The sequence below is a fragment of the Microbacterium sp. LBN7 genome (assembly GCF_045690345.1).
In the GTDB taxonomy this organism is placed as follows: Bacteria; Actinomycetota; Actinomycetes; order Actinomycetales; family Microbacteriaceae; genus Microbacterium.
The window spans coordinates 1,717,006-1,741,245 of record NZ_CP147856.1 but is presented as its reverse complement, the minus strand read 5'-3'; the positions used below and the strand labels follow the sequence as shown (position 1 = coordinate 1,741,245).

Below are 24,240 nucleotides of genomic sequence, written 5' to 3'. Positions count from 1 at the left end.
CATCTGGAGGTCATCATGAACAACGCATTCCCCTTCGGCGCATCCGGCAGCAGCAACGCCGACAACCCGCTCGGCAGCCTCTTCGGCACCGGCGGCCTCGGCGGCGCGAACGGCCCGGCCGGCGCTCTGTTCGACGCGTTCGACCAGTTCCGCAAGTCGTTCGAGCAGCGCCCGTCCGGCGGCTCGCGCATGGCCCGCGGCGACGTGCGCACGGCGGTGCTCTCGCTGCTCGCCGAGAAGCCGATGCACGGCTACCAGATCATCAACGAGATCGCCGAGCGCAGTGGCGGAACCTGGAAGCCCAGCGCCGGATCGGTCTACCCGACCCTGCAGCTGCTCGCCGACGAGGGTCTCATCTCGGCCGAGGAGCAGAACGGTCGCAAGACCTACTCGCTGACCGAGGCGGGTCGCGCCGTCGCCGACGAGTCGTCGGAGACGAAGGCTCCGTGGGAGTCGTCCGACAAGGACGGCCACCGCAACGACCCGCGCTTCACCGCGCTCCCGAAGGCGGGCGTCGACCTCGCCGGTGCCGCCGCCGCGGTGGGTCGCAGCGGTTCGCCCGAGCAGGTGCAGGCCGCGATCGACGTCCTCGACGACGCGCGCCGTAAGCTCTACTCCATCCTCGCGCAGGACTGATCGGATGCCGCGGTCCGCGGCTCAGCGGTCGGGGGAGGGCTGACATGGTCACAGCGTGTCGACGCGGTTCGAGAGGATGACGGAATGACGGATGCCGGCGTGGGGCGCTTCGCAGCGCCACCGACGATTCCGGGGACGGGCGGCCGCAGCGCAGCGGCCCGCGATCCACGACCGGCACCCGGGCACCGTGCCCGTTACCGACGGATCCTCAACTTCGCGGCACGCGAGTTCCTGAAGGTCTGGTGGTACGAGCTCGTGCTGCCGCGCCTCGGGATGTCATCGGTCGCGGAGCGCACGCGTGGACCGCGGATGCAGAAGTTCGCCCGACGATTCCACGTGCTCGCGGTCGACCTCGGCGGGCTCATGATCAAGGTCGGACAGTTCATGTCGTCGCGCCTCGACGTGCTCCCGCCCGAGATCACCGCCGAGCTCGAGGGGCTGCAGGACGAGGTGCCCGCCGTCCCCTTCGCCGACCTCCGCGTCGTCGCCGAGGCCGAGCTGGGCATGCCGCTGACCCGCGCGTACGCCTGGTTCGACGAGACTCCGGTGGCCGCGGCATCCCTCGGTCAGGCGCATCGCGCCCGGCTCTCGGAGCAGGACGCCGCCGACACGGGACTCGACACGGTGGTCGTGAAGGTGCAGCGTCCGGGCATCGACGAGATCGTCGCGGTCGACCTCGCCGCCCTCCGCCGGGTGGCGCGCTGGGCGATGCGCGTGCGGCTCGTCTCGGATCGAGTCGACGCCCCCGCGCTCGTCGAGGAGTTCGCCGAGACGAGCCTCGAGGAGATCGACTACCTGCACGAGGCCGCGAGCGCCGAGCGGTTCCGGGAGAACTTCGCCGACGACCCGCGCGTCGACACCCCCGAGATCGTGTGGGAGCGGTCGACCCGTCGCGTGCTGACGCTCTCGGATGTCACGGCGATCAAGATCAACGACATCGACGCGCTGCGCGCCGCCGGCATCGACCCCTCGCAGGTCGCCGACGTGTTCGCCGAGGTCATGTTCGACCAGGTGTTCACGCACAGCTTCGTGCACGCCGACCCGCATCCGGGGAACATCTTCGTGACGCCGGTGCTTGAGGCGGGCCCTTCGACAGGCCCTTCGACAGGCTCAGGGACCCAGGGCGCGGGCGCAGGGACCCAGGGTGAGGGCGCAGGGGCGCAGGAGCGGAACTTCCGGCTGACCTTCATCGACTTCGGGATGATGGCCGAGGTGCCGGACAACCTCCGCAACGGTCTGCGCACGCTCCTCATCGCCGTCGCCGGCCGCGACAGCCGAGGACTCGTCGCGGCCGCGAAGGAGATCGGCGTGCTGCTGCCGTCGGCCGACACCAACGAGCTCGAGCGCGCGCTCACCGCCCTGTTCGCGAGGTTCGGCGGCATGGGATTCGCCGAGCTCAGCACCGTCGACCCGCGCGAGTTCACCGCCTTCGCCGATGAGTTCGGCGACATGGTGCGGTCGCTACCGCTGCAGCTGCCCGAGAACATGCTGCTGCTGATCCGCGCCGTCTCGCTGACGTCGGGCATGTGCAGCGGCCTCAACCCCGCCTTCAACGTGTGGGATGCCGCGGAGCCGTACGCCGGCCGCCTGCTGCGCGACGAGTCGGGCAACCTGATCCAGGACGTGGCGAAGCGGGCCATGGCGACCGCCGCCGTGACCATGCGGCTGCCGCAGCGCATCGACAACATCATCACGCGCATCGACGACGGCAACGTGTCCTTCGACACCTCGCGTCTCGAGCGTCGACTCGATCGTCTGGAGGGTCTCGCGCGCCGAATCGCCTCGGGCGTGCTCTTCGCCGCGATGCTCGTCGGAGGCGCGCTGCTCGTGACGCCGCTGCCCCCGCTCGGCATCACGCTGATCTGCGTCTCGGCGCTGCCGCTGCTGCACGCGGTCTTCGCGGGAGTCGGGCGGCGCGGGCCGCGCTGACGCGGCATCCGACGTCCGGCATCCGAGATCCGGCATCCGGTATCGGGGCACGCGGCACTCGGGCATCCGACAAGGGAATGTGCGCTTCAGAAGGATGGAATCCGGGATTCGGGCCTTCGGAAGCGCGATTCTCCTCGCGAGGCGTACAGCGGATGCCGCGCTGACGTGCTTCGACAAGCTCAGCAACCCAGGACCGGGTCACGCACTCATGACCGGGTTCCGCACTCATGGCTGGCCCCGCACTCAGGGCGGTTCCCGAATCCAAGGCTGGGTCCCTGAGCCTGTCGAAGGGCCGTGGAAGGATGGTCTTCCATGGAGACCCCTGACGAGAAGCCCACCGCACGCTCTGAAGGACCACCGCCGGGAACGGGCATCGTCCCGACCGCGAAGAAGATCGTCCGCGACATCGCCGCGGTGCCGCCGCGCAGCGTGCATCCGGCGCTCGTGCCCGGCGTCTCGGTCGAGGAGACGGGCCGGTCGTACCGCACCGATCCGCTCGTCTTCGGCATCGCGGTCGCACTGACCGTCGCCTTCATCGCCTGGGGTGTGTTCGCGGGCGACAACCTCGCCGGAACCACGCGGACCGTCCTCGACGCGGTCGTCGAGTACACCGGCTTCTTCTTCACGACGATCGCCACGGTCATCCTGGTGTTCATGCTCTTCATCGGGTTCAGCCGCTACGGTCGCATCCCGCTCGGCCGCGACGACGAAGAGCCCGAGTTCTCGATGTTCTCGTGGATCTCGATGCTGTTCGCGGCCGGCATGGGCATCGGACTCGTGTTCTGGGGTGCGGCTGAGCCCCTCACCTTCTTCGAGAACCCGCCGCCCGGGACCGTCGAGGCGAACACCCTCGAGGCGATGCACACCGCGCAGGCGCAGGTGCTCTACCACTGGGGTCCGCAGGCCTGGGCGTTCTACGCGCTCGTCGGCGGGGCCATCGCCTACGGCGCGTTCCGCCGCGGCCGCACCCCGCTCATCTCCTCGATCTTCGCGCCGCTGCTCGGCGAGCACCGCACCACCGGACCCCTCGGCCGCACGATCGACGTCTTCTCCATCATCGTCACGCTCTTCGGCACGGCGGCATCCCTCGGGCTCGGCGCCCTGCAGATCGGGCACGGCGTCGAGATCGTCACGGGCATCGGCGAGCTCGGCAACGGCATCCTCATCGCGGCGATCGCCGTGCTCACCGCCTGCTTCATCGCCTCCGCCGTCTCGGGCGTCTCCAAGGGGATCCGCGCGCTGTCGAACATCAACGCGGTCGCGGCTCTCGTCCTGGCCTTCTTCGTGTTCTTCGTCGGTCCGACGCTGCTCATCCTCAACGTGATCCCGTCGGTCGCGGTGCAGTTCCTCGGCGACCTGCCGACGATGATCGCACGCTCGGCCTCGCAGGGTGACGAGGCCCAGACCTTCCTGTCGACCTGGACGATCTTCTACTGGGCGTGGTGGATCTCGTGGTCGCCGTTCGTCGGCATGTTCATCGCGAAGATCTCGCGCGGCCGCTCCCTCCGTCAGTTCGTGTCGGTCGTCATCGTCGTGCCCTCGGCCATCTCGCTCGTCTGGTTCTCGATCTTCGGCACGACTGCCATTCAGCAGCAGATGGACGGTGCCGGACTGAACGTCGACCCGCCGGAGGAGGTGCTCTTCGGCGTGCTCGGGAATCTCCCGTTCCCGCTGGTCACCAGCATCCTGCTCATCCTGCTGATCTCGATCTTCTTCATCACCGGCGCGGACTCCGCCTCGCTCGTGATGGGCACGCTGTCGCAGCAGGGCCGTCCCGAGCCCGCGCGCTGGGTGACGGTCATCTGGGGGGTGTTGGTCGGCGTGATCGCCGCAGTGCTGCTCATCTCGGGCGAGGAGGGGAGCGGACTCCGCTCGCTGCAGAACGTGACCATCATCGCCGCGCTGCCGTTCGCGGTGATCATGGCGTTCATGATGGTCGCTTTCATGAAGGACCTGCGGCGCGATCCGCTGATACTCCGCGACCGCTATGCGCGGATGGCCGTGCGGCACAGCGTCATGGCCGGGCTCGAGGAGTACGGCGACGACTTCGCGCTCGTCCCGGTCGAGTACGACCACTCCGAAGACGACCTCGCCTGGATCGACGAGGACACGGTCGACGACACCCTCGCCGAGGTCTACGAGGCTGCCACCGAGGCGATCGACATCGTCCCGACAGCGGATGCCGCGACCGATGCGGATGCCGATGCCGACGCGGGAGCATCCCTGGACGGACTCGCCGAGGAGACGGCGGAGTCGGCGGGCGCCCAGGGCGCGGTGCAGGGCGAGCACCCGCGGTCGGAGGAGCGTCCGGTCGACTGAGGAGCCGCCCGCAAAGCGCCGGGCCGAATCAGGCGATCACGCGGAATCAGAAGCTGTTCGCCTGATTCCGCGCGCTCGCCCGCCGTCGCGACGCCACTTCCTCGTCATTCGGATACTCATTCTGTACAATCTTCTGTACAGAATGTGAAGGAGCTGTGATGGATGTGACCTCGGTCTCGGATGCGCGGGCCGGCCTCTCGCGCATCATCGGGTCTTTTCGCGAGGGATCCGATGAGCCGGTGATCATCGGATCTCACCGTCGGCCGCAAGCAGCGCTCCTCCCGTACGACCGGTTTCTCGCGTTGACCGAGGGGAGGTCGACGAAGATCGGGCTGGATCGGCTGCGTGCGCAGCGCACACTCATCGAACGCCTGGCCGCGCTCTCGCATCTCGGTGACGTGCAGGTCTACGGATCCATCGCACGTGGAGACCAGAACGAGCTCAGTGACGTCGACCTGCTGGTGACGCCGCACGCGGAAGCCACGCTGTTCGACGTCGCCCAGTTCGAGATCGATATGGAGGCTCTGCTCGGGGTGCCGGTATCCGTCGTGAGCACGGCGGCGCTGAATCCCGAGCACGATGCGACGATCCTGCGGGAAGCCGTTCGGCTGTGAATCCCGATGATCGAGTGGACCGATGGCTCGGCGATCTTCGAGACACCCTCGCCCGAGCCGCGGATCTCGCTGATCGCGGTCGGGATGCCTTCGACGTCGACCCTGCGCTGCCTCTGGCATTCGAGGCGCTCTCGAATCGCATCGGCGATCTCTCGAAGCGGCTCGCGCACGCCGACGAGGCACGGTTCTCTCACCCGGTCTGGCGTCAGGCGGCCCGCAACCGAGACTTCGTCGTCCATCACTATGACCGCGTGGACAGAGATCTGCTCTGGCGCACGGTGATCACGGCCTTTCCGGAGCTTGCGGCTCGCGTGCAGGCGGAGATCGGATCAGGTGGTCACGTCTGAACGGGAGGCATCGCCAGGGTCGTCTGATCTCGCGGCTGTGGCACCGCCCGTCTCGGCCGCGGCCGTGATCCGCGCCGCCATGCCCGCGAAGATGAAGCCGTGGAAGGGCAGCACGGCGAGCCAGTACAGCCGTCCGCCCAGGCCCCGCGGGAAGAACACCGCGCGCTGCTCGTAGCGGGCGCCCGGGCCCTCGGCGATCGCCCGCAGTTCGAGCCATGCCTCACCGGGAACCTTCATCTCGGCGCGCAGGCGCAGCAGCCCGGCATCCTCCTCGCCCGAATGCGGCTGCGATACCGCCTCGACGCGCCAGAAGTCGATCGCGTCGCCGATGCGCGCGGCGGTGCGGCTCCGGCGTCCGCGTCGGAGTCCGACCCCGCCGACCAGGCGGTCCATCACGCCGCGCACCGCCCAGAGGAACGGCGACGAGTACCAGCCGTTCTCTCCGCCGATCCCGATGATCACGCGCCACAGGTCGTCGACGGATGCCTTCGTCTCGAGCGACCGCGCGTCGGTGAAGACCGTGCGCCCCGCCCAGTCGGGGTCGCTCGGCAGGGGATCGCTCGGGGCCCCGCTCACCTCGGCGTCCTGCCAGCTCGTCTCGATCGTGTCGGCGTCGAGGCGTCCGAGAGCCAGCGCGACGGCTCGGCGGTACGGGGTCAGGCCGTCGGCGGGCGGCGGGATGAGCTCGTCGACGGTGCGGTCCTTCACGACGCACTCGTTCTGCAGCGAGGCGACGAGCGGCCGCGCGATCGACCGCGGCACGGGCGTGACGAGGTTCACCCAGTGCGAGGCGAGCCCCGGGGTGAGCACGGGCAGTGCGGCGATCGCCCGCTGCGGCAGGCCCGCCTCGACCGCATAGCCGTTCATCATCTGCCCGTAGCGCAGCACATCGGGTCCGCCGATGTCGACGGCGCGATTCACGTCCGCGTCGACACGGGCGGCCCCGAGCAGGTAGTGCAGTACATCGCGCACGGCGATCGGCTGGATGCGGTTGCGCACCCACTTCGGTGCCGGCATGTACGGCAGCACATCGGTCAGGTGCCGGATCATCTCGAACGACGCCGATCCCGAGCCGATCACGACGCCCGCCTGGAGCACGAGCGTCGGCACCCCGGAGTGCAGGAACGTCTCGCCGACCTCCACGCGCGAGCGCAGATGCGGCGACAGCTTCACGTCGTCGGGGTGCAGCCCGCCGAGGTACACGATGCGGCGCACGCCGGCGCGGGCCGCGGCATCCGCCACCGTCGTCGCGGCGCGCTGATCGCTCTCCTCGAACCCCTTGCCTGCGGTCATCGAGTGGATCAGGTAGTAGACGACGTCGACGTCGTCCATGGCCTCGGCCACGGCATCCGCGTCATCGGCCGATCCCTCGACGATCTCGCAGGCGGGACCCCAGGGGAAGGATGCCGCGCGCACGGCGTCGCGCGCCAGGACCCGCACCCGGTAGCCGGCGTTGAGGAGACGGGGGGTCAGGCGGCCCCCGATGTATCCGGTCGCTCCGAGCACGAGGGCGCGGGGTGCCGTGCCGCCTTCGCGCGGGACGGCGCGCAGCGCCTCTTCCTGTCCGGTGGGCTGGGTGAGCTCGGTCATGGCTCGAGCGTAAGCCGCGGCGGAGATGCGGAGAAGCGGGTGGCGCGCGGCGGGGCGGGCATGTAAGGGCGCCATCGAAATGCAACCCAGGGGTTGCAGTACACGTCAACATGTGCAACTCTGTAATTGCAGGTGAGTGGCGATCCCGCTGCTCCGCGAAGAAAGGACGCATCATGGTGAACATGACGGAGAACACCGCTTCCGTGGTCGACGAAGACACCTTCTCGGTCCGACGCACGATCCGCATCGCGGCATCCATCGACAAGGTCTGGCGGGCGGTCGCCGAGCCGGAGCACATCTCGCGCTGGTTCGGCCGCACGGTGCTCGACGGCACGGGTGTCGGCGCGACCGGCACGATGACCTTCCCCGACTACGATGTGATCCCGCTGCGGGTCGAGGCCTCTGACGAGCCCCATCTCATCAGCTACCGATGGAACAACGACGACGCGCTCGGTCGGCTCCCCGACGCGGTCGACGAGAGCACCTCGACCGTCTTCACCTTCACCCTCGACGAGATCGACGGCGGCACCCAGCTCACCGTCGTCGAGAGCGGCTTCGAGCGCACGTCCGCGCCGCTGAAGAACCTCGAGAGCCACCGCACCGGATGGGACCTCGAGCTCGACAAGCTGGTCGCGCTCGTCGAAGCGGATGCCGTCGAGGGCGACGCATGACCACAGGCACGCTGATCCCGATGTTCTCGGCGCTGGCAGACGAGACGCGGTGGAGCATCCTGACGGCTCTCGGCGAGGGCGATGCCTCGGCATCCGCTCTCGCCGGGCGTCTGCCTGTGAGTCGTCAGGCCATCGCCAAGCACCTCGCGGTGCTGCAGGAGGTCGGGCTCGTCGAGCCCGTGCCCGTCGGCCGCGAGCTGCGCTACCGCGTGATCGGCACCGAGCTCGCCGCCACGGCCGCGCAACTCGACGCGATCGGACGCGCCTGGGATCGCCGGCTCGCCGCGATCAAGGAGATCGCCGAGGGCCTCTGACCGCGGCGCCTCTGCGACGGGACGCAGGGCGCTCGTGGAAGGATGGGCGCGATGGACGATCCGAGCGACGAGACGGTCACCGCCGCGCGACCGGGCCCGGATGCCGCGGCCCGCCGCGCGCGCATCGCCGTGTCCGCGCTCTTCCTGACCAACGGCGCCCTGTTCGCCAACATCCTGCCGCGCTACCCCGAGATCAAGGCGACGCTGGGTCTCGACAACACCGCCTATGGTCTGTCGATCGCCGCGCTCCCGGCCGGGGCCATCGTGGCCGGTCTCGCCGCCGCCGTGCTGATCCGCCGGTTCGGCTCGGGCCGCCTCGCGGTGCTGGGCACCGCGCTCACCAGCATCGGCTATCTCCTCGCCGGGCTGTCGCCGTCGGCGCTGCTGTTCGCCGGCGCACTGTTCCTCACCGGCGCGTGCGACGCGATCACCGACGTCGCGCAGAACGCTCACGGTCTGCGGGTGCAGCGCCGGTACGGTCGCTCGATCATCAACTCCTTCCACGCGATCTGGTCGATCGGCGCGGTGCTCGGCGGCGCGATGGCCGCCGTCGCGATCGCTGTCGGCCTGCCCGTCGGCATCCATCTCGCGATCTCCACCACGGTGTTCGCCGCCGTCGCCATCGGTGCGCTGCGCTTCTGCCTGCCCGGGCGCGACGAGGAGTCGGCGGATGCGGCAGAAGATGCGGATGCCGTCGCCGACAGCCCCGGGATCCGCCCAGCTGGGCGCCGTGGCCCGAGCCTGCGCACGGTCCTCCTGCTCGCGGCGCTCACGCTCATCGCGATGGCCGGGGCGGTGGGTGAGGATGCCGGCAACTCCTGGGCGACGCTCTACCTCGCCGACTCGCTCGACGCGGCCGCCGCGATCGCACCGCTCGGTTTCATCGCCCTCATGCTCGCGCAGTTCGTCGGCCGCATCCTCGGCGACCGGCTGACCGACCGGTTCGGTCAGCGCCTCGTCGCGGGTGCCGGCGGACTGATCGCGGCCACGGGGATGGGGCTCGCTCTCGCCTTCCCCAGCATCCCGGGGACGATCGTCGGCTTCGCTGCGCTCGGCTTCGGCATCGCCACGCTCATCCCCGCGGCGATGCATGCGGCGGACGAGCTGCCCGGCCTGCGGCACGGCGCCGGGCTCACGATCGTCTCGTGGCTCCTCCGTGTCGGATTCCTGCTCGCACCGCCGTTCGTCGGCTTCATCGCCGACACCGAGAGCCTGCGCGCCGGACTCCTGATCGCGCCAGTGGCGGGGGTGGTGGCCGTCCTGCTCTCCGGGGCTCTGGAGAAGCGGCGACCTCGCTCGGAGTGACGCCGCCCGGGCGTTTCGGCCGGCATTCCGCGCGTCGCCCGCAAGAGCCTGCGGGCAATCGTTACGTATACGTATTCAGCGGGAATACATTCCCGAAAAATAGGCTTCCCTAAGTTGACTGCATACGTATACCATCACCCCTATGGGACTCAACAAGCATCGGGCATTGCCGGTACTCGCTCTCGCAGCCGTGGGCATCGTCGCCCTCACCAGCTGCGGCGCGGGCTCCCGCACCGACAACGAAAACTCGACCACGGTGTCATGTGACTACACGGCACCCGAGGGCAAGACGACGGTCAACGTCCTCGCCTACAACTCCTCGGCGATCGACCCCTTCACCGACACGATGGTGTCGAGCTGCTCGACCGACGACGTGACGCTCAAGCACGACCCGATCGACTTCGGCGGTCAGGTCACCAAGACCACGGCCACCCTCGCGGGTGACACGGGCACCTACGACATCATCGAGACGTACGGCTTCGTCATCCCCGGATTCGGCGAAGAGGAGAAGCTCGTTCCGCTGAACGACCTCTGGGACAAGTACGCCGCCGACTACGGCCTCGACGAGATCAGCACCTCGATGGTCGAGGGGATGTCGTACGACGGCGACATCTACGCGATCCCGATGCAGGCGCAGATGTTCGTGATGGCCTACCGCACCGACGTCTTCGAAGACCTCGGCCTCGAGGTCCCGACCACCTTCGACGAGATGATCGACGCCGCCGAAGCCATCAAGGGCGCAGGGCTCATGGAGTACCCGATCGCGCTGCCGTGGCTCGCCACGGCCGACGTCACCACCGGCTTCGAGGGCGCGATGAACTCCCTCGGCGCCGACTTCGTCACCGCGGACGGCGAAGTCACGCTCGACACCCCCGAGGCCAAGCAGGCCGTCGAGGCGATGCTCTCGCTGAAGCCCTACATGGACCCGCAGGTCACGACCTTCGACCAGCCCAAGGTGCAGCAGCAGATGTTCAACGGCACGGCGGCCATGTCGATCATGTTCTCCGGCCGCATGTTCGACCTGACGCTTCCGGCCAACTCGAAGCTGTCCGACTCGTTCGGCTTCGCCGGTGCGCCGAAGGTCAGCGATGACGCGGAGTACTCGTACAACCGCCTCTCGATCGACGGCTGGTCGATCCCGTTCAACACGAAGCTCGACCATGACATGCTGTTCCAGATGATGGCCTCGGCCGTCAGCGAAGACGCCTCGAAGGCATCCGTCCCCGCGGCCTACCCGGCCCGCGAGGGAATGGTGACGGAGAAGAACTCTCCCTACGGCGCGGCGGCGAACGACTCGATCGCCAGCGCGATGCCGCCGATCGTGTCGCCGGTCATCGCCGACATCACGAACGAGATCCGTCCGATCCTGGTCTCGATCCTCAACGGCCAGGTGTCCGTCGACGACGGACTCGCCCAGATGCAGGCCGCCGGCGAGAAGGTCGCCGGCTGACCACGGACCGACGTCCATGACTGTGGCCTGAGCGCGAGTTCAGGCCACAGTCCGTCCAAGGGAGGACGCACATGAAGGCACGCGAATTCTGGCTGCTCTTCGCTCCGAGCCTGCTGGTGATGGGTGCACTCCTCGTGCTCCCGCTGGTGCGCACGGTGCAGTGGAGTTTCGAGCAGGTCCGCTACGGCACACCGGGAACATTCGTCGGGTTGGAGAACTTCACCGACGCTCTGACAGATCCCCGGTTCCACAAGGCGGTGCTCTTCACCGTCGCTGTCACGGTCGTCACCACCGCGATCCTGCTGGTGTTCGGATACATCATCGCCACCGGCATCAACCGCATCACCACGTCCCGCCCGCTCGTCCTCGGCATCATGCTCGTCTCGTACGTGCTGCCGAACCTCGTCGGCGCCGTCGCGTTCTCGTGGCTGTTCGACGACAACTTCGGCGGCGTCGTGAACAGGCTGATCGGGTTCTTCGGCGGCTCGCAGGTGCTGTGGTTCACCGACCAGGTGCCGAACGCGATCCTCGTGATCGCGAACACCGTCTGGCACATGCTGCCGTTCGCGATGCTCATCATCCTGGCGGGGCTCCAGGGCGTGCCCAACGAGCTGAAGGAGGCCGCCAAGATCGACGGCGCCAACGGCTTCCAGACGCACATCAACGTGATCATCCCGACCATCCGCGGGGTGCTCGGCTTCGTGACCCTGATCACGATCATGGACGTGCTGCGCATGTTCGACAACCTGATCCCGCTGTCGCCGCAGGCGCAGAACATCGGGAACGAGTCGATCATGCTCTACGTCTACTCGGTGGCGTTCGCCGACGGCGCCGAGAACCTCGGGCTGGGCAGTGCGATCAACGTCCTCACCATCCTCCTGATCCTCATCATGCTGATCCCGTTCATCCGGGGCATCTTCAAGGAAGCGAAGGCCGAACGATGAGTCTCACCTCCGCAGAGCTCTCGACGAGGGCCATCGTCACCAAGGGCGCACCGCAGCGCAAGCGCCGCGGTCAGAACCGCCCGCCGTACATCACCGGTCTGCTGCTCGGCATCCTCTGCGTCGTCGTGCTCAGTCCGTTCATCTGGATGACGCTGTCGGTGACCAAGCCGACCGACGTCGCCTTCTCCAACCCGCCGGTGCTCTGGGACTACCAGCCGACGCTGCAGGCGTTCGTCGATCTGTGGCAGACCACGTACTTCGCGGACTACCTCGTGAACACCGTGGTCGTCGCGACCGTGTCGACCGTGATCGCGCTGGTCATCGGCATCCCGGCGGCCTATGCGCTGTCGCGGTTCCCGAGCTACGTCTCGGCGATCCTGCTGGTGCTCGCCCTGATCTTCCGTGCGCTGCCGCGCTTCGCGGTGGTGCTGCCGATGTACGACATCAGCCGCGCGCTGGGGATCTACGACACGACGTTCGCGCTGGCGATCGCCCTGGTCGCGATCAACCAGCCGTTCACGATCTGGCTGCTGCGCAACTTCTTCGCCGAGATCCCCAAGGAGCTCGACGAGGCCGCCATGATCGACGGCTGCACGAGGATCGGGATGCTGCGCCGCGTCATGATCCCGCTGATGGGACCCGGCATCCTCACCGCCGGCATCTTCGTGTTCCTCTTCGCGTTCCAGGAGTACCTCACCGCGCTCGTGCTCACCGACACCTCGTCGAAGACGGTGCCCGTGTTCATCGCCACGCAGCTCGGGCAGACCCTGCCGATGCTGCAACAGGCGGGAGCGGCATCCATGCTCCTCACGATCCCGGTGTTCGTGATCGCATTCATCGCGCAGAAATATCTCGTCGCGGGACTCAGCGACGGCGCCGTCAAGGGCTGACGTGTCGTCGCTGGTGCTGCTTGCCGGCATGAACTGCACCGCCGATCTGTGGGCGGATGCCGGACCAGACGGGGCGATCCAGCCGGTGCTGGATCGCCCCTCCATCCCCGACCAGGTCGAGGCGCTGCTGGACTCGCTTCCGGAGCGGTTCGTGCTCGTCGGGCACTCGCTCGGGGCCATCGTCGCGATGTCGGTCGCGTTGGCCGCTCCCGAGCGGGTGGCCGGGCTGTGCCTGGTCTCGACGAATGCGAAGGCCCCGACCGAGACGCAACGCGAGGGGTGGCGCGACTGGCTCGGGCGCATGGATGCCGGCGCGGATGCGCGTGAGCTGCAGGAGAGCATCCTTCCCGCGCTGCTGGGCGCCGAGGCCGTGCGCGATCGACCGGACCTGGTGGAGCGGACCCTCGCGATGGGCACGGTCACGGGCGAGGCGCGGCTGCGGGCGCAGCTGCAGTTGCAGCTCAGCCGGGGCGACCTGCTCGGGCGACTGCCGGGCTTGTCTGTGCCGACGCTGGTCGTCTCGGGGCTCGACGACGTGATCACGCCGCCGCACTTCCACACCGAGATCGTCACGCGGATGCCCGACGCCCGGCTCGTCACCCTCGACGCCGGGCACCTGCTGCCGCTCGAGCGCCCGCAGGCCTTCGGCTCATTGCTGCGCTCGTGGCAGACCCAGCTGGCGGATGCCGCCGCGGGCGCCGGGCGGCGCTGAGGGTTCCGGCCTTCGCGTGTCCTCCTGGCGCCGCGCGTCTCCTGTGCGTGCTGCACTTCTTGGGGGCGGAGAACTCTGTGATGGGCGGATGCCGTCGGCTCAGCGCTCCGGCGAGGCCAGGTCGCGCAGATGCCGCATGAGCGACGACGCCAGGTTGTAGATGACGAGGTCGGCGCCGGCGGCGAAGGACGCCTCGGCCGCAGCTCGCGTGCCGACGATGTCCATGCGCAGCGAGCCCGCGCGAGCGAGCTCCGCGTGCACGGCGGCGATGGCCTCCGGAACGGGCTGGTCGTCGGGGCCGGTGGACGCCGCGAGATCGGCGGGACCGACCAGGATGCCGTCGAGCCGCGGCGTCGCGACGATGTCTCCGACGTTGCGCACGCCGTCCGGCGACTCGATCATGCCGAGCACGAGCGTGTTCTCGAGGTACCACTCCAGGTGGTCCCCCGGGTCGACCTCGCCGAAGCGACCGGCGCGGCTGTAGGTCGCGAAGCCGCGGGTGCCGACCGGCGGATACAGCGACGCGTCGACGAGAGCGGCGGCATCTGCCGCGGTGTCGAGGTGCGGGGCGAGGATGCCCTCGGCGCCCTGGTCGAGCACCCGCAGGATCTGACCCCGGTCGTTCTCGCCGACCCGCACGATCACCGGCACGCCGTGCGCCGCCGCGAGCGCGATGTGGTTGCGGAGGGCGGTGATGTCGGCCGGGCCGTGCTCGCAGTCGATGAGCACGAAGTCGAACTCGGCGACCGCGAGCATCTCGACGAGCTCTTCCGACGGCATCCGCAGCAGGGCGCCGAGCAGCTTGTCCCCGGCCAGAGCACGCGCACGCAACGACGTCATCAGGCGACCATGCCGGCGGAGAGGTCGACGTCGGCCCCGCACATCCCGGGCATCGCCAGCATCGCGAGGACCGCGGCGCCGACCTCCTCCTCGGTGACCATGCGTCCGAGCGCGGCGCGCGAGACGAACACCTGCTCGGCGTCGTCGACGGTCGTGCCGGAGCGTTCCGCCTCGAGCCGGAAGTTCCGCTCCATCCGTGGTCCCTGCACCGGGCCGGGAGAGAGCGAGTTGACGCGCACGCCCGCGGGGCCGACCTCGAACGCGAGCGTCGAGGTGAGTCCGATCACGGCCATCTTCGACGCGCAGTACGGAGTGCGATGCGCGAGCGGACGCTTGCCCGACACCGACGCGATGTTGATCACGTCGCCGTCGCCGCGCGCGATCATGCCGGGCAGCAGCGCCTTGCAGACGAGGAACGTGCCGCGCACGTTCACGGCGAACACCTCGTCCCAGTCGTCGACGCCGATGTCGGTCAGCGCCGCGACCGGACCGGGGATCCCGGCGTTGTTCACGAGGATCGACACCTCGGTGCCCGACAGCGCGTCGCGCAGGGCATCCACGGATGCGGCATCCGACACATCGCACGCGATCCCGCGGGCGCGCTCCCCGAGAGCGGATGCCGTGGCGGCGAGCTTCGTCTCGTCACGGCCGACGAGCACGACGTCGGCGCCGGCGGCGTGCAGCGACCGGGCGATGGCCGCCCCGAGTCCGCTGCCACCGCCGGTCACCACGGCCGTGCGGCCTGTGAGATCGGTCATCGCGAGCTCGCTGCGGCCGCCTGGCTTTCTTCGATCCAGGCGAACTCCGTGCCGGCGTGACGCCAGGCGCGGGCGTCACCCGAGCGGGCGTGGCCCTCGAAGAGCTCCACGCGCGCGGCGCGACCGCAGACGGCGCCGAGCTCGGCCGACGACTCCGTGTTCTGCACCTCCTGGTACGTGACGGTGCGCAGGTACTTGCCCACCCAGAGACCACCCGTGTAGCGGGCGGCACCGAGCGTCGGCAGCACGTGGTTGGTGCCGATGACCTTGTCGCCGTACGAGACGCAGGTGTTCTCGCCGAGGAAGAGCGCGCCGTAGTCGTGCATCTTCGTGAGGGCCTCGCGCGGGTTCTCGGTGAAGATCTGCACGTGCTCGAAAGCGAAGGCGTCGGCGATGCGGTAGGCCTCGTCGAGGTCGTCGGCCACGATGACCTGCCCCCAGTCGCGCCAGGCCGGACCGGCGTAGTCGCGCGTCGGCATGCCGGGGAGGATCTTCTCGATCCAGTCCATGACCTCTTCCGCGAGCGTCTGAGACGTCGTCACCAGCACCGCGGGGGAGTCGGGGCCGTGCTCGGCCTGGGAGAGCAGGTCGACGGCGGTGAAGAACGGATCGGCGTGCTCGTCGGCGACGATGAGGATCTCGGTCGGTCCGGCGAACAGGTCGATGCCGACCTCGCCGAACAGCTGACGCTTCGCCTCGGCGACGTACGCGTTGCCGGGACCGGCGATCATGTTGACCGGCTCGATCGTGTCGGTGCCCACGGCCATCGCCGCGACCGCCTGCACGCCGCCCAGGATGTAGATCTCGTCGGCGCCGGCCATCTTCATCGCGGCGACCGTGGCGGCGGGGATCTCGCCGCGGATCGGCGGGGTGCACGCGACGACACGGGGGACGCCGGCGACCTTGGCCGTGATGATCGTCATGTGGGCGGATGCCGTGAGCGGGTACTTGCCGCCGGGGATGTAGGCGCCGGCCGCCTGCACCGGAACGTGCTTCTGACCGAGGAAGACGCCGGGGAGGGTCTCGACCTCGATGTCGACGAGCGAGTCGCGCTGCGCCTGGGCGAAGCGGCGCACCTGGTTCTGCACGAACTCGATGTCCTGGATCACCTGCGGGGGGAGGGTGCCGATGATCTGCTCGATCTCGGCATCCGAGAGGCGATACGACTCCGGGCTCCAGTTGTCGAACTGCTCGGCATACCGCCGAACGGCGACGTCGCCGTTCTCGCGGATGTCGCCGATGATCGCGCGGACGCGTTCGGCGACATCCTGCTGCGCGGTGTCCGCGAACGTCTTCGTCGGCGCGGACTTCAGATGCAGGGGCATGGCCCATCCTTTCGTTGCATACGTATGCTCTGATTATGACCGCGTATGCACGGACGCGTCAAGGCGCTAGAATTTCCCGCGTTGAGGGGGAGGCATCACATGGTCGTGACGAGTCGCGATGTCGCGCGGTTGGCGGGGGTGTCGCAGCCGACCGTCTCGCGGGCTCTGCGGGACGACTCCCGGGTGTCGGAAGCCACCAAGGTGCGCGTGCGCGAGGCTGCCCAGCTGCTCGGCTACGTGCCCAGCGAGGCGGGTCGCGCTCTCTCCTCGGGTCGCACCCGGCGTATCGGCCTGCTGCTGACCGACCTCGACAACCAGTTCTACTCGCACATCATCGCGCCGGTGCACCGGGAGCTCGAAGCCCTCGGGTATCAGCTCATGCTGCACACCGAGACCGCCGACAACGACACGATCGTCGAGCGCCTGCTGGCGAACGGGCTCGACGGCCTGATCCTCGCCACCACCACGGTGGAGTCGGCGGCGCCGCTGCGTCTCAAGGACCGCGGCCTCCCCTTCGTGTACTTCAACCGGATCGGCTCGCTGATCGAGGCGGATGCCACGGTGGTCGATCCGGTCGACGGCTACAAGCAGGCCGTCGATCGAGCCGTCGAGCTGGGTCACCGCCGCATCGGCGCGGTGCTCGGTCCCACCAACACCAGCACGGCGCAGGCGCGGGAATCCGCGCTGCGCGACGCCGTCCTCTCGCACGGGCTGACCCTCGCCGAGGCGGACACCCGGAAGGTCTCCCGGTTCAGCGCGGACGAGGGCGAGGCGGCGGCCGCCTCGCTGCTGAGCGGCGGCGATCGCCCGACTGTCCTCTTCTGCGGCAACGACGTGGTCGCCTACGGCGTGCTGAATGCCGCGCATCGCGCGGGCCTCCGCGTTCCCGAGGATCTCTCGGTGGTCGGCTTCGACGACCTGCCGGAGGCCGCCTGGCCCATCGTCGATCTCGCCACGGTCGGCTACGACATCATCGGCATGGCCGAGGCCGCGGCCGACCTCATCGTGCGCCGCATCGAGAACCGCGAGGCGCCGATCGAGAACGTGCGCTTCGCGTCTTCGTTCGTGCCCCGTCGCACCCTCGCCGCCGCCGCGGCCGGCTGACGCGGCATCCGCCTCTGACACCCGTGTGTCAGGAAAGTCTCTCTTGCACTCATTTGTGCATACGCATACACTGACGAAAGAAGCCCGCGATCACCGACGAAACGCGGACTCATCTGTCTAAGGAGTGAAACAGCGTGCCTCTCGATCCGGTCGCCTATCTGCCGTACAAGGACCCCGATGACTTCATCCGTGAGGTCACCGACCTGATCTGGGTCGATCGGTCGATCCACTACATCCGCGAGAACTACGAGCCCGACTCGATCGTGCACGGCGGTCTCGGCACCTCCTCGAACCGTGACGAGGTCATCGAGGGTTCGCTCATGCGCATCTCGGCGACCCCCGACCGCACCGGGCAGGCCGAAGACGTCATCTGGGAGGCGCGCGGCGACGACGCGTTCCTCAGCTCGCACCTCGTGCTCTCCGGTCACCTGCAGACCTCCGAGTTCAGCCGCACGATCGCCAACTGCCTCTATCGGCGCGGCCGGATGGTCGAGGAGTGGGTCGTCCGCGACACGCTCGCGGGGCCCCTCGCACGCGGCGAGGACCTCGACGAGGTCGCCAGCGCGCAGACCTTCCGCGGCTTCTCCGGATCCTGGAACGAGCCGGCACCCGCCGACCCCATCGCGAAAGGCGACTCCGGAGAGCGCCCCGACGAGTACCGCGCCGAGGTCGAGAAGGTCATCGACCTGATCAAGACCGTCTGGAACGATCGCGATCTGCAGAAGGTCGAGAAGTTCTTCGAGCGTGACCTCGTGCTCCTGACCGTCGGCAACCGGCTCGTCATCCGTCCGGAGGGCTACCGTCGCGCACTGCTGCGCTTGCTCGAGTCGTTCCCCGGTGGTCAGTTCGAGATCCGCGACATCCAGACCAACTACGACGTGCGGTACGCGGGTCTCCGCGTGGCCGTCGTGTGGAAGTTCGTCGGCGACTACAACGGCGTCCCGAACTACGGACCGCTCACGGGCAAGCCGGTCGACGTGCTGGGCATCTCGCAGTTCACCTTCCACAACGGCGCCCTCGTGAAAGAGGTCCGTCTGTGGGACGACATCGCGCTTCGCGCGCAGATCCAAGGCCAGCGCGGCGACGAGCCCGTGGCCTTCGCCAACATCTACTGATCGATCCCCCGATCACCAAGGAGAAGAAGAAATGAGCAACGCCATCGTCGACGCGACCGACGTCATCGTCGACGCGAACGAGATCGAACGCCGGACCATCCGTCGCTCCGACTGGGTGCCGTGCAACTCGGCGTTCATCGACTGCCGCACCCCGGGCTCCGACCGCAAGGAGAACTACTCCTTCATCGGTGCCGGCGTCTCGCAGAACGCGAGCCAGTACGTGAACCTCGAGGTCAACCACGGGTTCAACACCGGGGCCGCCGGCATGCCGAACGGCATCTCGAACAACCTGCACCTGCACTTCACGGCCGAGGTGTTCATCAACCTCGGCGGCGAGTTCCGCCTCCGCTGGGGTGTCGACGGCAAGCAGGGCGAGTACATCAGCCATGACGGCGACATCGTCACGATCCCCACGTGGATCTTCCGCGGCTTCACGAACGAGGGTCCGGACGACGGCATCCTCTACACCGTGCTCGGTCGCGACGACAACGGCGGCATCATCTGGGGCCCCTCGGTCCTGCGCGAGGCCGAGTCCTACGGGCTGCACCTCACGGCCGATAACAAGCTGATCGACACGGTCGCCGGCGACGTGCTCCCCGATGACGTGCCCCTCATCACGCCGATGAAGCAGCACTACATCGACGAGCTCACGACCTACACGGTCGAGGACATGCGCTCGCGCGTGATCCAGCCGGGCGACCGCAGGTACTCTGCGGCGGCGCTGCTGTGCGCAGCCGTCGACGGCGGACGCGTCGAGCTCGCGACCGCGATCGGCTACGGCATGAGCGAGAACCGCCGCCAGGTGCCGAACGTGACCGAGCCGCACTCGTTCAACCTCGCGTGGGTGAAGGCCGAGCCGGGTCAGGGCGTGCTGCGCCACCGTCACGACAAGACGCAGGCGCTGCTGTTCAAGACGGGGCGCTGGGAGGTCACGCTCAACGGCGATCCGTCGACGACCGTGAACCTCGGCGCCGGAGACACGTTCTCCGTTCCCGAGGGAGCCTGGCGCGAATACCGCTGCGTCGAGGGCGACGAGACCGGCTCCGGCACGGTGCTCGTGATCAACGGCGGCGACGACCGCGTCTACCTCGAGTGGGCACCGGAGGTCGTCGAGGCGGCCGCCGCGGCCGACTGGACGATCGACCCCAACGGCTACCTCGCTCCGCTCGGAGTGATGGTCACCGCCACGGAAGACGACTGAGAATCGAAGGAGCGCGAGGGGCCGACGGCTCCTCGCGCTTCGTCGTCTCCGAGGAGAGGATGGACCCATGACTGCACCTGTCGACGACCTGCGCGTCGCCGCCCTTTCGCCGGAGGTCGTGATCGGCGACGTCGACGCGAACCTCGGCCGCATCCGCGATGCCGTCTCGGCCGCGGCCCGCCGTGACGCGCGACTGATCGTGCTGCCCGAGCTCGCGACGAGCGGGTACGTGTTCGAGGATCGCGCCGAAGCCGAGAGGGCGGGCATGACGGCGGATGACGCGCGCTGGGCGTCGATCCAGGAGGTCATCCCCGCGGATGCCGTCGTGGTGGTGGGCTATGCCGAGATCGACGGCGAGCGGCTGTACAACTCCGCCGCCGTCCTCACCCGTGACGCCCACCTGGCCGACTACCGCAAGTCGCACCTCTGGGGCGCCGAGAAGCTCGTGTTCGACGTCGGCGCCGAGGCGGGCCTCGTCGTGGACACCTCGTTCGGGCGCCTCGGCGTCGCGATCTGCTACGACAACGAGTTCCCCGAGGTGCCGCGCCGCCTGGCGCTCGCCGGGGCCGACGTGCTCGCGCTGCCGGTCAACTGGCCGCTGGTGCCGCGTCCCGAGGGCGAGCACGCCCCTGAGCTGATCCAGGCCATGGCATCCGCCCGCTCCTCGCGCCTGCCGGTGGTCGTCGCCGACCGCTGGGGCTCCGAGCGCGGAGTCGACTGGACCGACGGCACCGCGATCATCGACGAGCAGGGCTGGATCGTCGCGTTCCGCGCGGTGATGGGCGCGACCGCCGTGCTCTCGCTCGCGGCCGTGCGCGAGAAGTCGCTGCCGCCGCACAACCACCTGTTCGACGACCGTCGGGGCGACCTGTACTGAGGCAGGCGTTTCGTCTCGCTTCGCTCAACGACCGGGGTGCGTCGTCGGGAGGAGAACTCTGCGTGGGGAGGAGCATCCGCGTCCGAGGCTCCGCCCATGGGTGCGAAGTCCCCCCGGGCGAGCGGGGGACCCTGAGCCTAGGTGGGTCCCTGATCCTGTCGAACGGCGCGCCGTCGGGAGGAGAACTCTGCGTGGGGAGGAGCATCGGCGTCCGAGGCTCCGCCCATGGGTGCGAAGTCCTCCCGGGCGAGAGGGGAACCCTGAGCCTAGGTGGGTCCCTGAGCCTGTCGAAGGGTCAGTCGAGCGGGGTGCGGCCCTGGTGCTCGGGGAGCCTCTCGCGCAGCATCCGCTCCGCCAGCTCGGCGAGCCGCTGGGTCGCGGGCGACAGCAGCATCCCCTCGCGCTTCACGAGTGCGATCGTGTCGTGCATCGGCTCCGCGAACGGGAAGGTGCGGATGCCGGCGGCGAAGCCCTCCGCCTCGGTGATGGACCGCGACACGATGGTGTCGGCGGCGCCCGCGGCGACCAGGCTCAGCGCCGTCTCGACGTTCTCGACCTCGACCGCGGGCTCGATCGACAGGCCGTGCAGTCGTGCGCGCTCGAGCAGCTGGCGCCTCGTCGGATCGTCCCACCCGGCGAACGCGTCGTAGAGCACGAGCTTCGCCTCGGCGACCTCGTCGATCGTGACGGGTCCGGCGTCGGCAGGGCGGGTGGCCGAGGCGTAGAGCACCTCGTCGCGGAAGAGCGGGCGCACCTCGAGGCCATCTTCATCGATGGGAAGCACGAGCAGTCCGGCCTCGAGCTCGCCGCTCGCGATCGAGCGCGCGACGTGGGCCGAGTTGATGCCGACCAGGCGGAGCCGCACGTTCGGATGCCGGTGGTGGAAGGTCTCGGCGAGGTCCGCGAGAGCGTAGTACGCGGCGTTGCGGAGCACGCCGAACGTGCAGGTGCCGCGGTCGAGAGAGGTCAGTGCCTGGATCGTGTCGATGCCGTTCTGCACCGCGCTCACCGCCTGGGTGGCGTGCGGACGCAGCTCGAGCGCGGCCGCCGTGGGCACGAGTCGTCGGCTGCCGCGGGTGAACAGGGTGACGCCGAGCTCGCGCTCGAGGCGGGCGACGAGCTCCGACACCGACGCCTGGGTCATGGCGAGGCTCGCGGCGGCCGCGGTGAAGGAGCCGTGCTCCAGGGCGGCGAGGAAGGCGGTCAACTGGGTGATGGTCACAGCCAATGGTAAACCCGATGCAAGGCCTCGGACCATCAGGCTTGTCGGATGGTTGGTATCGATCTAGCCTTCCAGCATGCGTTACTCCTCACCTGTGCTCGCCCGCCTCGACGGAGCGTTCCACCACCTCAAGACCCCGCTCATCGACGCACCGGCCGCGCAGCGCGATCCCGCCGTGATCGAGACCGTGACGAACATGCTCGCCGACATCCGCGAGCGCGGCCTCGACGCCGTGCTCGACTACGCCCGCAAGCTGGACAACTACCAGGGCGCCGACATCGAGCTCACCGCCGAGCAGATCGCGACCAGCGGCGACCGCCTCGCGCCCGACCTCCGTGCCGCGATCGAACTGGGCGCCGCTCGGACCCAGGCTTTCGCCAAGGAGTCCCGCGCGCACCTCTCCGACTTCGAGACCGAGCTCGTCCCCGGCATCGTCACCGGTGCCAAGTACATCCCGGTCTCGCGCGTCGGCGCCTACCTCCCCGCCGGGCGCTTCCCCCTCACTGCGAGCGCCTTCATGACGGTCGGCGTCGCGAAGGCCGCCGGCGTCCCCACGGTCATCGCCTGCACGCCCCCGCAGCCCGACGGAAACGCGAACGACGCGGTCGTCTACGCCGCGCACCTCTCCGGTGTCGACCGCGTGTTCGTGATCGGCGGCGTGCAGGCGCTCGCCGCCATGGCATACGGACTGCTCGGCGAACTGCCCGTCGACATGCTCGTGGGTGCCGGGAACGCGTTCGTCGCCGAGGCGAAGCGGCAGCTGTTCGGCGCGGTCGCGATCGACCTGCTGGCGGGCCCGAGCGAGGTCGCCGTCATCTCCGACGAGACGGCCGACCCCGAGATCGTGGCCGCCGACCTGCTGGGTCAGGCCGAGCACGGCCCGAACTCTCCGGCAGCTCTCGTCACGACATCCGAAGAGCATGGCCGCGCGGTGATCGCCGCCGTCGAGCGTCAGCTCGAGACCCTGGCCACCGCCGAGATCTGCGGTCCGGCCTGGCGCGACTACGGTGTCGTCACGGTGGCGAAGGACCGTGAGACCGCCGCGGCCCTCATGGACGACCTGGCCCCCGAGCACCTCGAGCTCATCACGGCCGACGACGACTGGTACCACGCGAATCTGCGCAACTACGGCTCGCTCTTCATCGGCCCGTGGAGCACGGTCGCGTACTCCGACAAGGGCATGGCGGGCACGAACCACGTGCTGCCGACGGCGGGCGGGGCCAAGCACAGCGCCGGACTCTCGGTCTCGCGCTTCCTCAAGCCGCTGACCTACCAGCGCATCGCACGCGAGGCGACGCCCGAGCTCGCGAACGCCGTGCAGGTCATCTCCGACTCCGAGGGCATGGCCGCACACAGCGCGACCGCGACGATGAGGCTCGCGACCTACGAGTGAGCCCCGTGCGATCAACCCGGAAGTGCCCGTCGCCGTCAGGTGGCGGGCACTTCGTCGTGTCGCGTATGGGTTCCGTGTGGAGTGCTGGTGCCGCGGAGCGGGATGTCCGATCCTTCTCTGCATGCCTCTCGAACAAGCTCCTGATGATCGCCTGACCCGCACGCAGGGCCGCAAGTCCCGACCCGTGCGGTGGGGCCATCTGCAGCAGGCGGTGGCTCGTCATGGCGTCGTGACCACGCGCCTGGTCGTGTACCCGCCGGATGCCTCGGATGCCGAGCGGCGCTGGGCGCATCGTCTCCACGGCTTCGCCCCGATCGCCGTGGGCGCGGGTACCTCGTGCTGGCTGCTCCTGATCGCACTCGGCGTCTCCCCGGAGTACTCCGCGCTCGCGCTCCTCTGCCTCATCGCTCCCGTCGGCATCCATCTGTGGCGGCGAGCTCGACCGGTGCGGAGTCGAACGATCTCGCTGTGGTCGAACCGGGCGGGGTTCCGATCGGATCCTGCGGACGAACGGCGTGAGGAGATGCTCGCGCTGTACTCCTCGGTGATGGAGAACGCCTGCGATGACCTGCGGCGAGGACTGATCACGCGGGAGACCTTCGAGCGCATCTGGGCTTCGGTCTACGCGGATGCTCGCCGCGCCCGGTTCGCGGACGGTGCTTCCCTGCCGTCGCGCTGAGGCCG

The 24,240-nt window shown here is 69.0% G+C and carries 23 protein-coding genes; 18 read left to right on the top strand and 5 right to left on the bottom strand.

The window, feature by feature from the left end; genetic code table 11:
- The first annotated feature begins 15 nt into the window (after positions 1–15).
- The 5 genes from LBN7_RS08230 (at position 16) to LBN7_RS08210 (ending at position 5,845) form a co-directional block, all read left to right on the top strand.
- Positions 16–636, top strand: a complete 621-nt coding sequence (locus tag LBN7_RS08230) for a PadR family transcriptional regulator (protein WP_407361491.1) — start codon at positions 16–18, stop codon at positions 634–636.
- An 84-nt stretch (positions 637–720) separates the two neighbouring features.
- Complete coding sequence (locus tag LBN7_RS08225; RefSeq protein WP_407361490.1) at positions 721–2,565, top strand: ABC1 kinase family protein; 1,845 nt, start codon at positions 721–723, stop codon at positions 2,563–2,565.
- A 312-nt stretch (positions 2,566–2,877) separates the two neighbouring features.
- A complete protein-coding gene (locus LBN7_RS08220) occupies positions 2,878–4,884 on the top strand; it encodes a BCCT family transporter (protein WP_407361489.1) in 2,007 nt (668 codons plus the stop codon).
- Between the two features lie 158 nt (positions 4,885–5,042).
- Positions 5,043–5,498 (top strand): nucleotidyltransferase domain-containing protein, encoded by a 456-nt coding sequence (locus LBN7_RS08215; protein ID WP_341946678.1) that lies wholly within the window; start codon positions 5,043–5,045, stop codon positions 5,496–5,498.
- A 14-nt stretch (positions 5,499–5,512) separates the two neighbouring features.
- Positions 5,513–5,845: a DUF86 domain-containing protein gene (locus LBN7_RS08210; RefSeq protein WP_407361488.1), complete on the top strand. Its 333-nt coding sequence runs from the start codon at positions 5,513–5,515 to the stop codon at positions 5,843–5,845.
- Here LBN7_RS08210 and LBN7_RS08205 read toward each other — a convergent pair.
- Positions 5,828–7,435, bottom strand: a complete 1,608-nt coding sequence (locus tag LBN7_RS08205) for an SDR family oxidoreductase (RefSeq protein ID WP_407361487.1) — start codon at positions 7,433–7,435, stop codon at positions 5,828–5,830. The two genes, LBN7_RS08210 and LBN7_RS08205, sit on opposite strands and share 18 nt — an antisense overlap.
- 173 nt (positions 7,436–7,608) lie before the next feature.
- On the opposite strand from LBN7_RS08205, the gene LBN7_RS08200 reads away from it, so the two are divergent.
- From LBN7_RS08200 to LBN7_RS08170, 7 genes are all read left to right on the top strand, one after another.
- Positions 7,609–8,106 carry an SRPBCC family protein gene (locus LBN7_RS08200; protein ID WP_407361486.1) on the top strand — a complete coding sequence of 166 codons (498 nt, stop codon included), beginning with the start codon at positions 7,609–7,611 and terminating at the stop codon, positions 8,104–8,106.
- Entirely contained in the window at positions 8,103–8,420 is a 318-nt protein-coding gene (locus LBN7_RS08195) for a metalloregulator ArsR/SmtB family transcription factor (RefSeq protein ID WP_116636124.1), read from the top strand. The genes LBN7_RS08200 and LBN7_RS08195 overlap by 4 nt, the downstream gene beginning before the upstream one ends.
- 51 nt (positions 8,421–8,471) lie before the next feature.
- Positions 8,472–9,725, top strand: coding sequence for an MFS transporter (locus LBN7_RS08190; protein ID WP_407361485.1), 1,254 nt, complete (start codon positions 8,472–8,474; stop codon positions 9,723–9,725).
- Between the two features lie 142 nt (positions 9,726–9,867).
- A complete protein-coding gene (locus LBN7_RS08185; RefSeq protein ID WP_407361484.1) occupies positions 9,868–11,175 on the top strand; it encodes an ABC transporter substrate-binding protein in 1,308 nt (435 codons plus the stop codon).
- A 71-nt stretch (positions 11,176–11,246) separates the two neighbouring features.
- Positions 11,247–12,119 carry a carbohydrate ABC transporter permease gene (locus LBN7_RS08180; RefSeq protein ID WP_116636121.1) on the top strand — a complete coding sequence of 291 codons (873 nt, stop codon included), beginning with the start codon at positions 11,247–11,249 and terminating at the stop codon, positions 12,117–12,119.
- A complete protein-coding gene (locus tag LBN7_RS08175) occupies positions 12,116–13,009 on the top strand; it encodes a carbohydrate ABC transporter permease (protein WP_341946673.1) in 894 nt (297 codons plus the stop codon). Before LBN7_RS08180 ends, LBN7_RS08175 begins: the two co-directional genes overlap by 4 nt.
- 1 nt (position 13,010) lies before the next feature.
- Complete coding sequence (locus LBN7_RS08170) at positions 13,011–13,721, top strand: alpha/beta fold hydrolase (protein ID WP_407361483.1); 711 nt, start codon at positions 13,011–13,013, stop codon at positions 13,719–13,721.
- A 99-nt stretch (positions 13,722–13,820) separates the two neighbouring features.
- Here the strand turns inward: LBN7_RS08170 and LBN7_RS08165 are convergent, their stop codons facing one another.
- From LBN7_RS08165 to hisD (LBN7_RS08155), 3 genes are read right to left on the bottom strand one after another with little or no spacing between them, the layout of a single operon-like run.
- The gene (locus LBN7_RS08165; RefSeq protein ID WP_407361482.1) at positions 13,821–14,561 is read right to left on the bottom strand and encodes an HpcH/HpaI aldolase family protein; all 741 of its coding nucleotides are present in this window, start codon (positions 14,559–14,561) and stop codon (positions 13,821–13,823) included.
- Positions 14,561–15,319: an SDR family NAD(P)-dependent oxidoreductase gene (locus LBN7_RS08160; RefSeq protein ID WP_407361481.1), complete on the bottom strand. Its 759-nt coding sequence runs from the start codon at positions 15,317–15,319 to the stop codon at positions 14,561–14,563. Before LBN7_RS08160 ends, LBN7_RS08165 begins: the two co-directional genes overlap by 1 nt.
- Positions 15,316–16,644 (bottom strand): histidinol dehydrogenase, encoded by a 1,329-nt coding sequence (gene hisD, locus LBN7_RS08155; protein ID WP_116636116.1) that lies wholly within the window; start codon positions 16,642–16,644, stop codon positions 15,316–15,318. Before hisD (LBN7_RS08155) ends, LBN7_RS08160 begins: the two co-directional genes overlap by 4 nt.
- Positions 16,645–16,743: 99 nt before the next feature.
- Between hisD (LBN7_RS08155) and LBN7_RS08150 the strand changes: the two genes are divergently transcribed.
- The 4 genes from LBN7_RS08150 (at position 16,744) to LBN7_RS08135 (ending at position 20,941) form a co-directional block, all read left to right on the top strand.
- Positions 16,744–17,748 carry a LacI family DNA-binding transcriptional regulator gene (locus LBN7_RS08150; protein WP_407361480.1) on the top strand — a complete coding sequence of 335 codons (1,005 nt, stop codon included), beginning with the start codon at positions 16,744–16,746 and terminating at the stop codon, positions 17,746–17,748.
- Between the two features lie 134 nt (positions 17,749–17,882).
- The gene (locus LBN7_RS08145; RefSeq protein ID WP_116636114.1) at positions 17,883–18,863 is read left to right on the top strand and encodes an ester cyclase; all 981 of its coding nucleotides are present in this window, start codon (positions 17,883–17,885) and stop codon (positions 18,861–18,863) included.
- Positions 18,864–18,894: 31 nt separating this feature from the next.
- A complete protein-coding gene (locus LBN7_RS08140; RefSeq protein ID WP_116636113.1) occupies positions 18,895–20,064 on the top strand; it encodes a cupin domain-containing protein in 1,170 nt (389 codons plus the stop codon).
- A 67-nt stretch (positions 20,065–20,131) separates the two neighbouring features.
- Positions 20,132–20,941: a nitrilase-related carbon-nitrogen hydrolase gene (locus LBN7_RS08135; protein WP_407361479.1), complete on the top strand. Its 810-nt coding sequence runs from the start codon at positions 20,132–20,134 to the stop codon at positions 20,939–20,941.
- Between the two features lie 295 nt (positions 20,942–21,236).
- Here the strand turns inward: LBN7_RS08135 and LBN7_RS08130 are convergent, their stop codons facing one another.
- Complete coding sequence (locus LBN7_RS08130; protein ID WP_341946668.1) at positions 21,237–22,163, bottom strand: LysR family transcriptional regulator; 927 nt, start codon at positions 22,161–22,163, stop codon at positions 21,237–21,239.
- Positions 22,164–22,239: 76 nt separating this feature from the next.
- Between LBN7_RS08130 and hisD (LBN7_RS08125) the strand changes: the two genes are divergently transcribed.
- Together hisD (LBN7_RS08125) and LBN7_RS08120 are read left to right on the top strand one after the other, a co-directional pair.
- Complete coding sequence (hisD, locus tag LBN7_RS08125) at positions 22,240–23,556, top strand: histidinol dehydrogenase (protein ID WP_407361478.1); 1,317 nt, start codon at positions 22,240–22,242, stop codon at positions 23,554–23,556.
- A 121-nt stretch (positions 23,557–23,677) separates the two neighbouring features.
- Positions 23,678–24,235: a DUF6611 family protein gene (locus LBN7_RS08120; protein WP_407361477.1), complete on the top strand. Its 558-nt coding sequence runs from the start codon at positions 23,678–23,680 to the stop codon at positions 24,233–24,235.
- Positions 24,236–24,240: the final 5 nt, after the last annotated feature.

What these genes read in the sequence shown, in the direction of transcription:
- LBN7_RS08230 (WP_407361491.1), top strand. Translation starts at nt 16, where the DNA reads ATGAACAACGCATTCCCCTTCGGCGCATCCGGCAGCAGCAACGCCGAC.
- LBN7_RS08225 (WP_407361490.1), top strand. Translation starts at nt 721, where the DNA reads ATGACGGATGCCGGCGTGGGGCGCTTCGCAGCGCCACCGACGATTCCG.
- LBN7_RS08220 (WP_407361489.1), top strand. Translation starts at nt 2,878, where the DNA reads ATGGAGACCCCTGACGAGAAGCCCACCGCACGCTCTGAAGGACCACCG.
- LBN7_RS08215 (WP_341946678.1), top strand. Translation starts at nt 5,043, where the DNA reads ATGGATGTGACCTCGGTCTCGGATGCGCGGGCCGGCCTCTCGCGCATC.
- LBN7_RS08205 (WP_407361487.1), bottom strand. Translation starts at nt 7,435, where the DNA reads ATGACCGAGCTCACCCAGCCCACCGGACAGGAAGAGGCGCTGCGCGCC.
- LBN7_RS08200 (WP_407361486.1), top strand. Translation starts at nt 7,609, where the DNA reads ATGGTGAACATGACGGAGAACACCGCTTCCGTGGTCGACGAAGACACC.
- LBN7_RS08195 (WP_116636124.1), top strand. Translation starts at nt 8,103, where the DNA reads ATGACCACAGGCACGCTGATCCCGATGTTCTCGGCGCTGGCAGACGAG.
- LBN7_RS08190 (WP_407361485.1), top strand. Translation starts at nt 8,472, where the DNA reads ATGGACGATCCGAGCGACGAGACGGTCACCGCCGCGCGACCGGGCCCG.
- LBN7_RS08185 (WP_407361484.1), top strand. Translation starts at nt 9,868, where the DNA reads ATGGGACTCAACAAGCATCGGGCATTGCCGGTACTCGCTCTCGCAGCC.
- LBN7_RS08180 (WP_116636121.1), top strand. Translation starts at nt 11,247, where the DNA reads ATGAAGGCACGCGAATTCTGGCTGCTCTTCGCTCCGAGCCTGCTGGTG.
- LBN7_RS08175 (WP_341946673.1), top strand. Translation starts at nt 12,116, where the DNA reads ATGAGTCTCACCTCCGCAGAGCTCTCGACGAGGGCCATCGTCACCAAG.
- LBN7_RS08165 (WP_407361482.1), bottom strand. Translation starts at nt 14,561, where the DNA reads ATGACGTCGTTGCGTGCGCGTGCTCTGGCCGGGGACAAGCTGCTCGGC.
- LBN7_RS08160 (WP_407361481.1), bottom strand. Translation starts at nt 15,319, where the DNA reads ATGACCGATCTCACAGGCCGCACGGCCGTGGTGACCGGCGGTGGCAGC.
- hisD (WP_116636116.1), bottom strand. Translation starts at nt 16,644, where the DNA reads ATGCCCCTGCATCTGAAGTCCGCGCCGACGAAGACGTTCGCGGACACC.
- LBN7_RS08150 (WP_407361480.1), top strand. Translation starts at nt 16,744, where the DNA reads ATGGTCGTGACGAGTCGCGATGTCGCGCGGTTGGCGGGGGTGTCGCAG.
- LBN7_RS08140 (WP_116636113.1), top strand. Translation starts at nt 18,895, where the DNA reads ATGAGCAACGCCATCGTCGACGCGACCGACGTCATCGTCGACGCGAAC.
- LBN7_RS08135 (WP_407361479.1), top strand. Translation starts at nt 20,132, where the DNA reads ATGACTGCACCTGTCGACGACCTGCGCGTCGCCGCCCTTTCGCCGGAG.
- hisD (WP_407361478.1), top strand. Translation starts at nt 22,240, where the DNA reads ATGCGTTACTCCTCACCTGTGCTCGCCCGCCTCGACGGAGCGTTCCAC.
- LBN7_RS08120 (WP_407361477.1), top strand. Translation starts at nt 23,678, where the DNA reads ATGCCTCTCGAACAAGCTCCTGATGATCGCCTGACCCGCACGCAGGGC.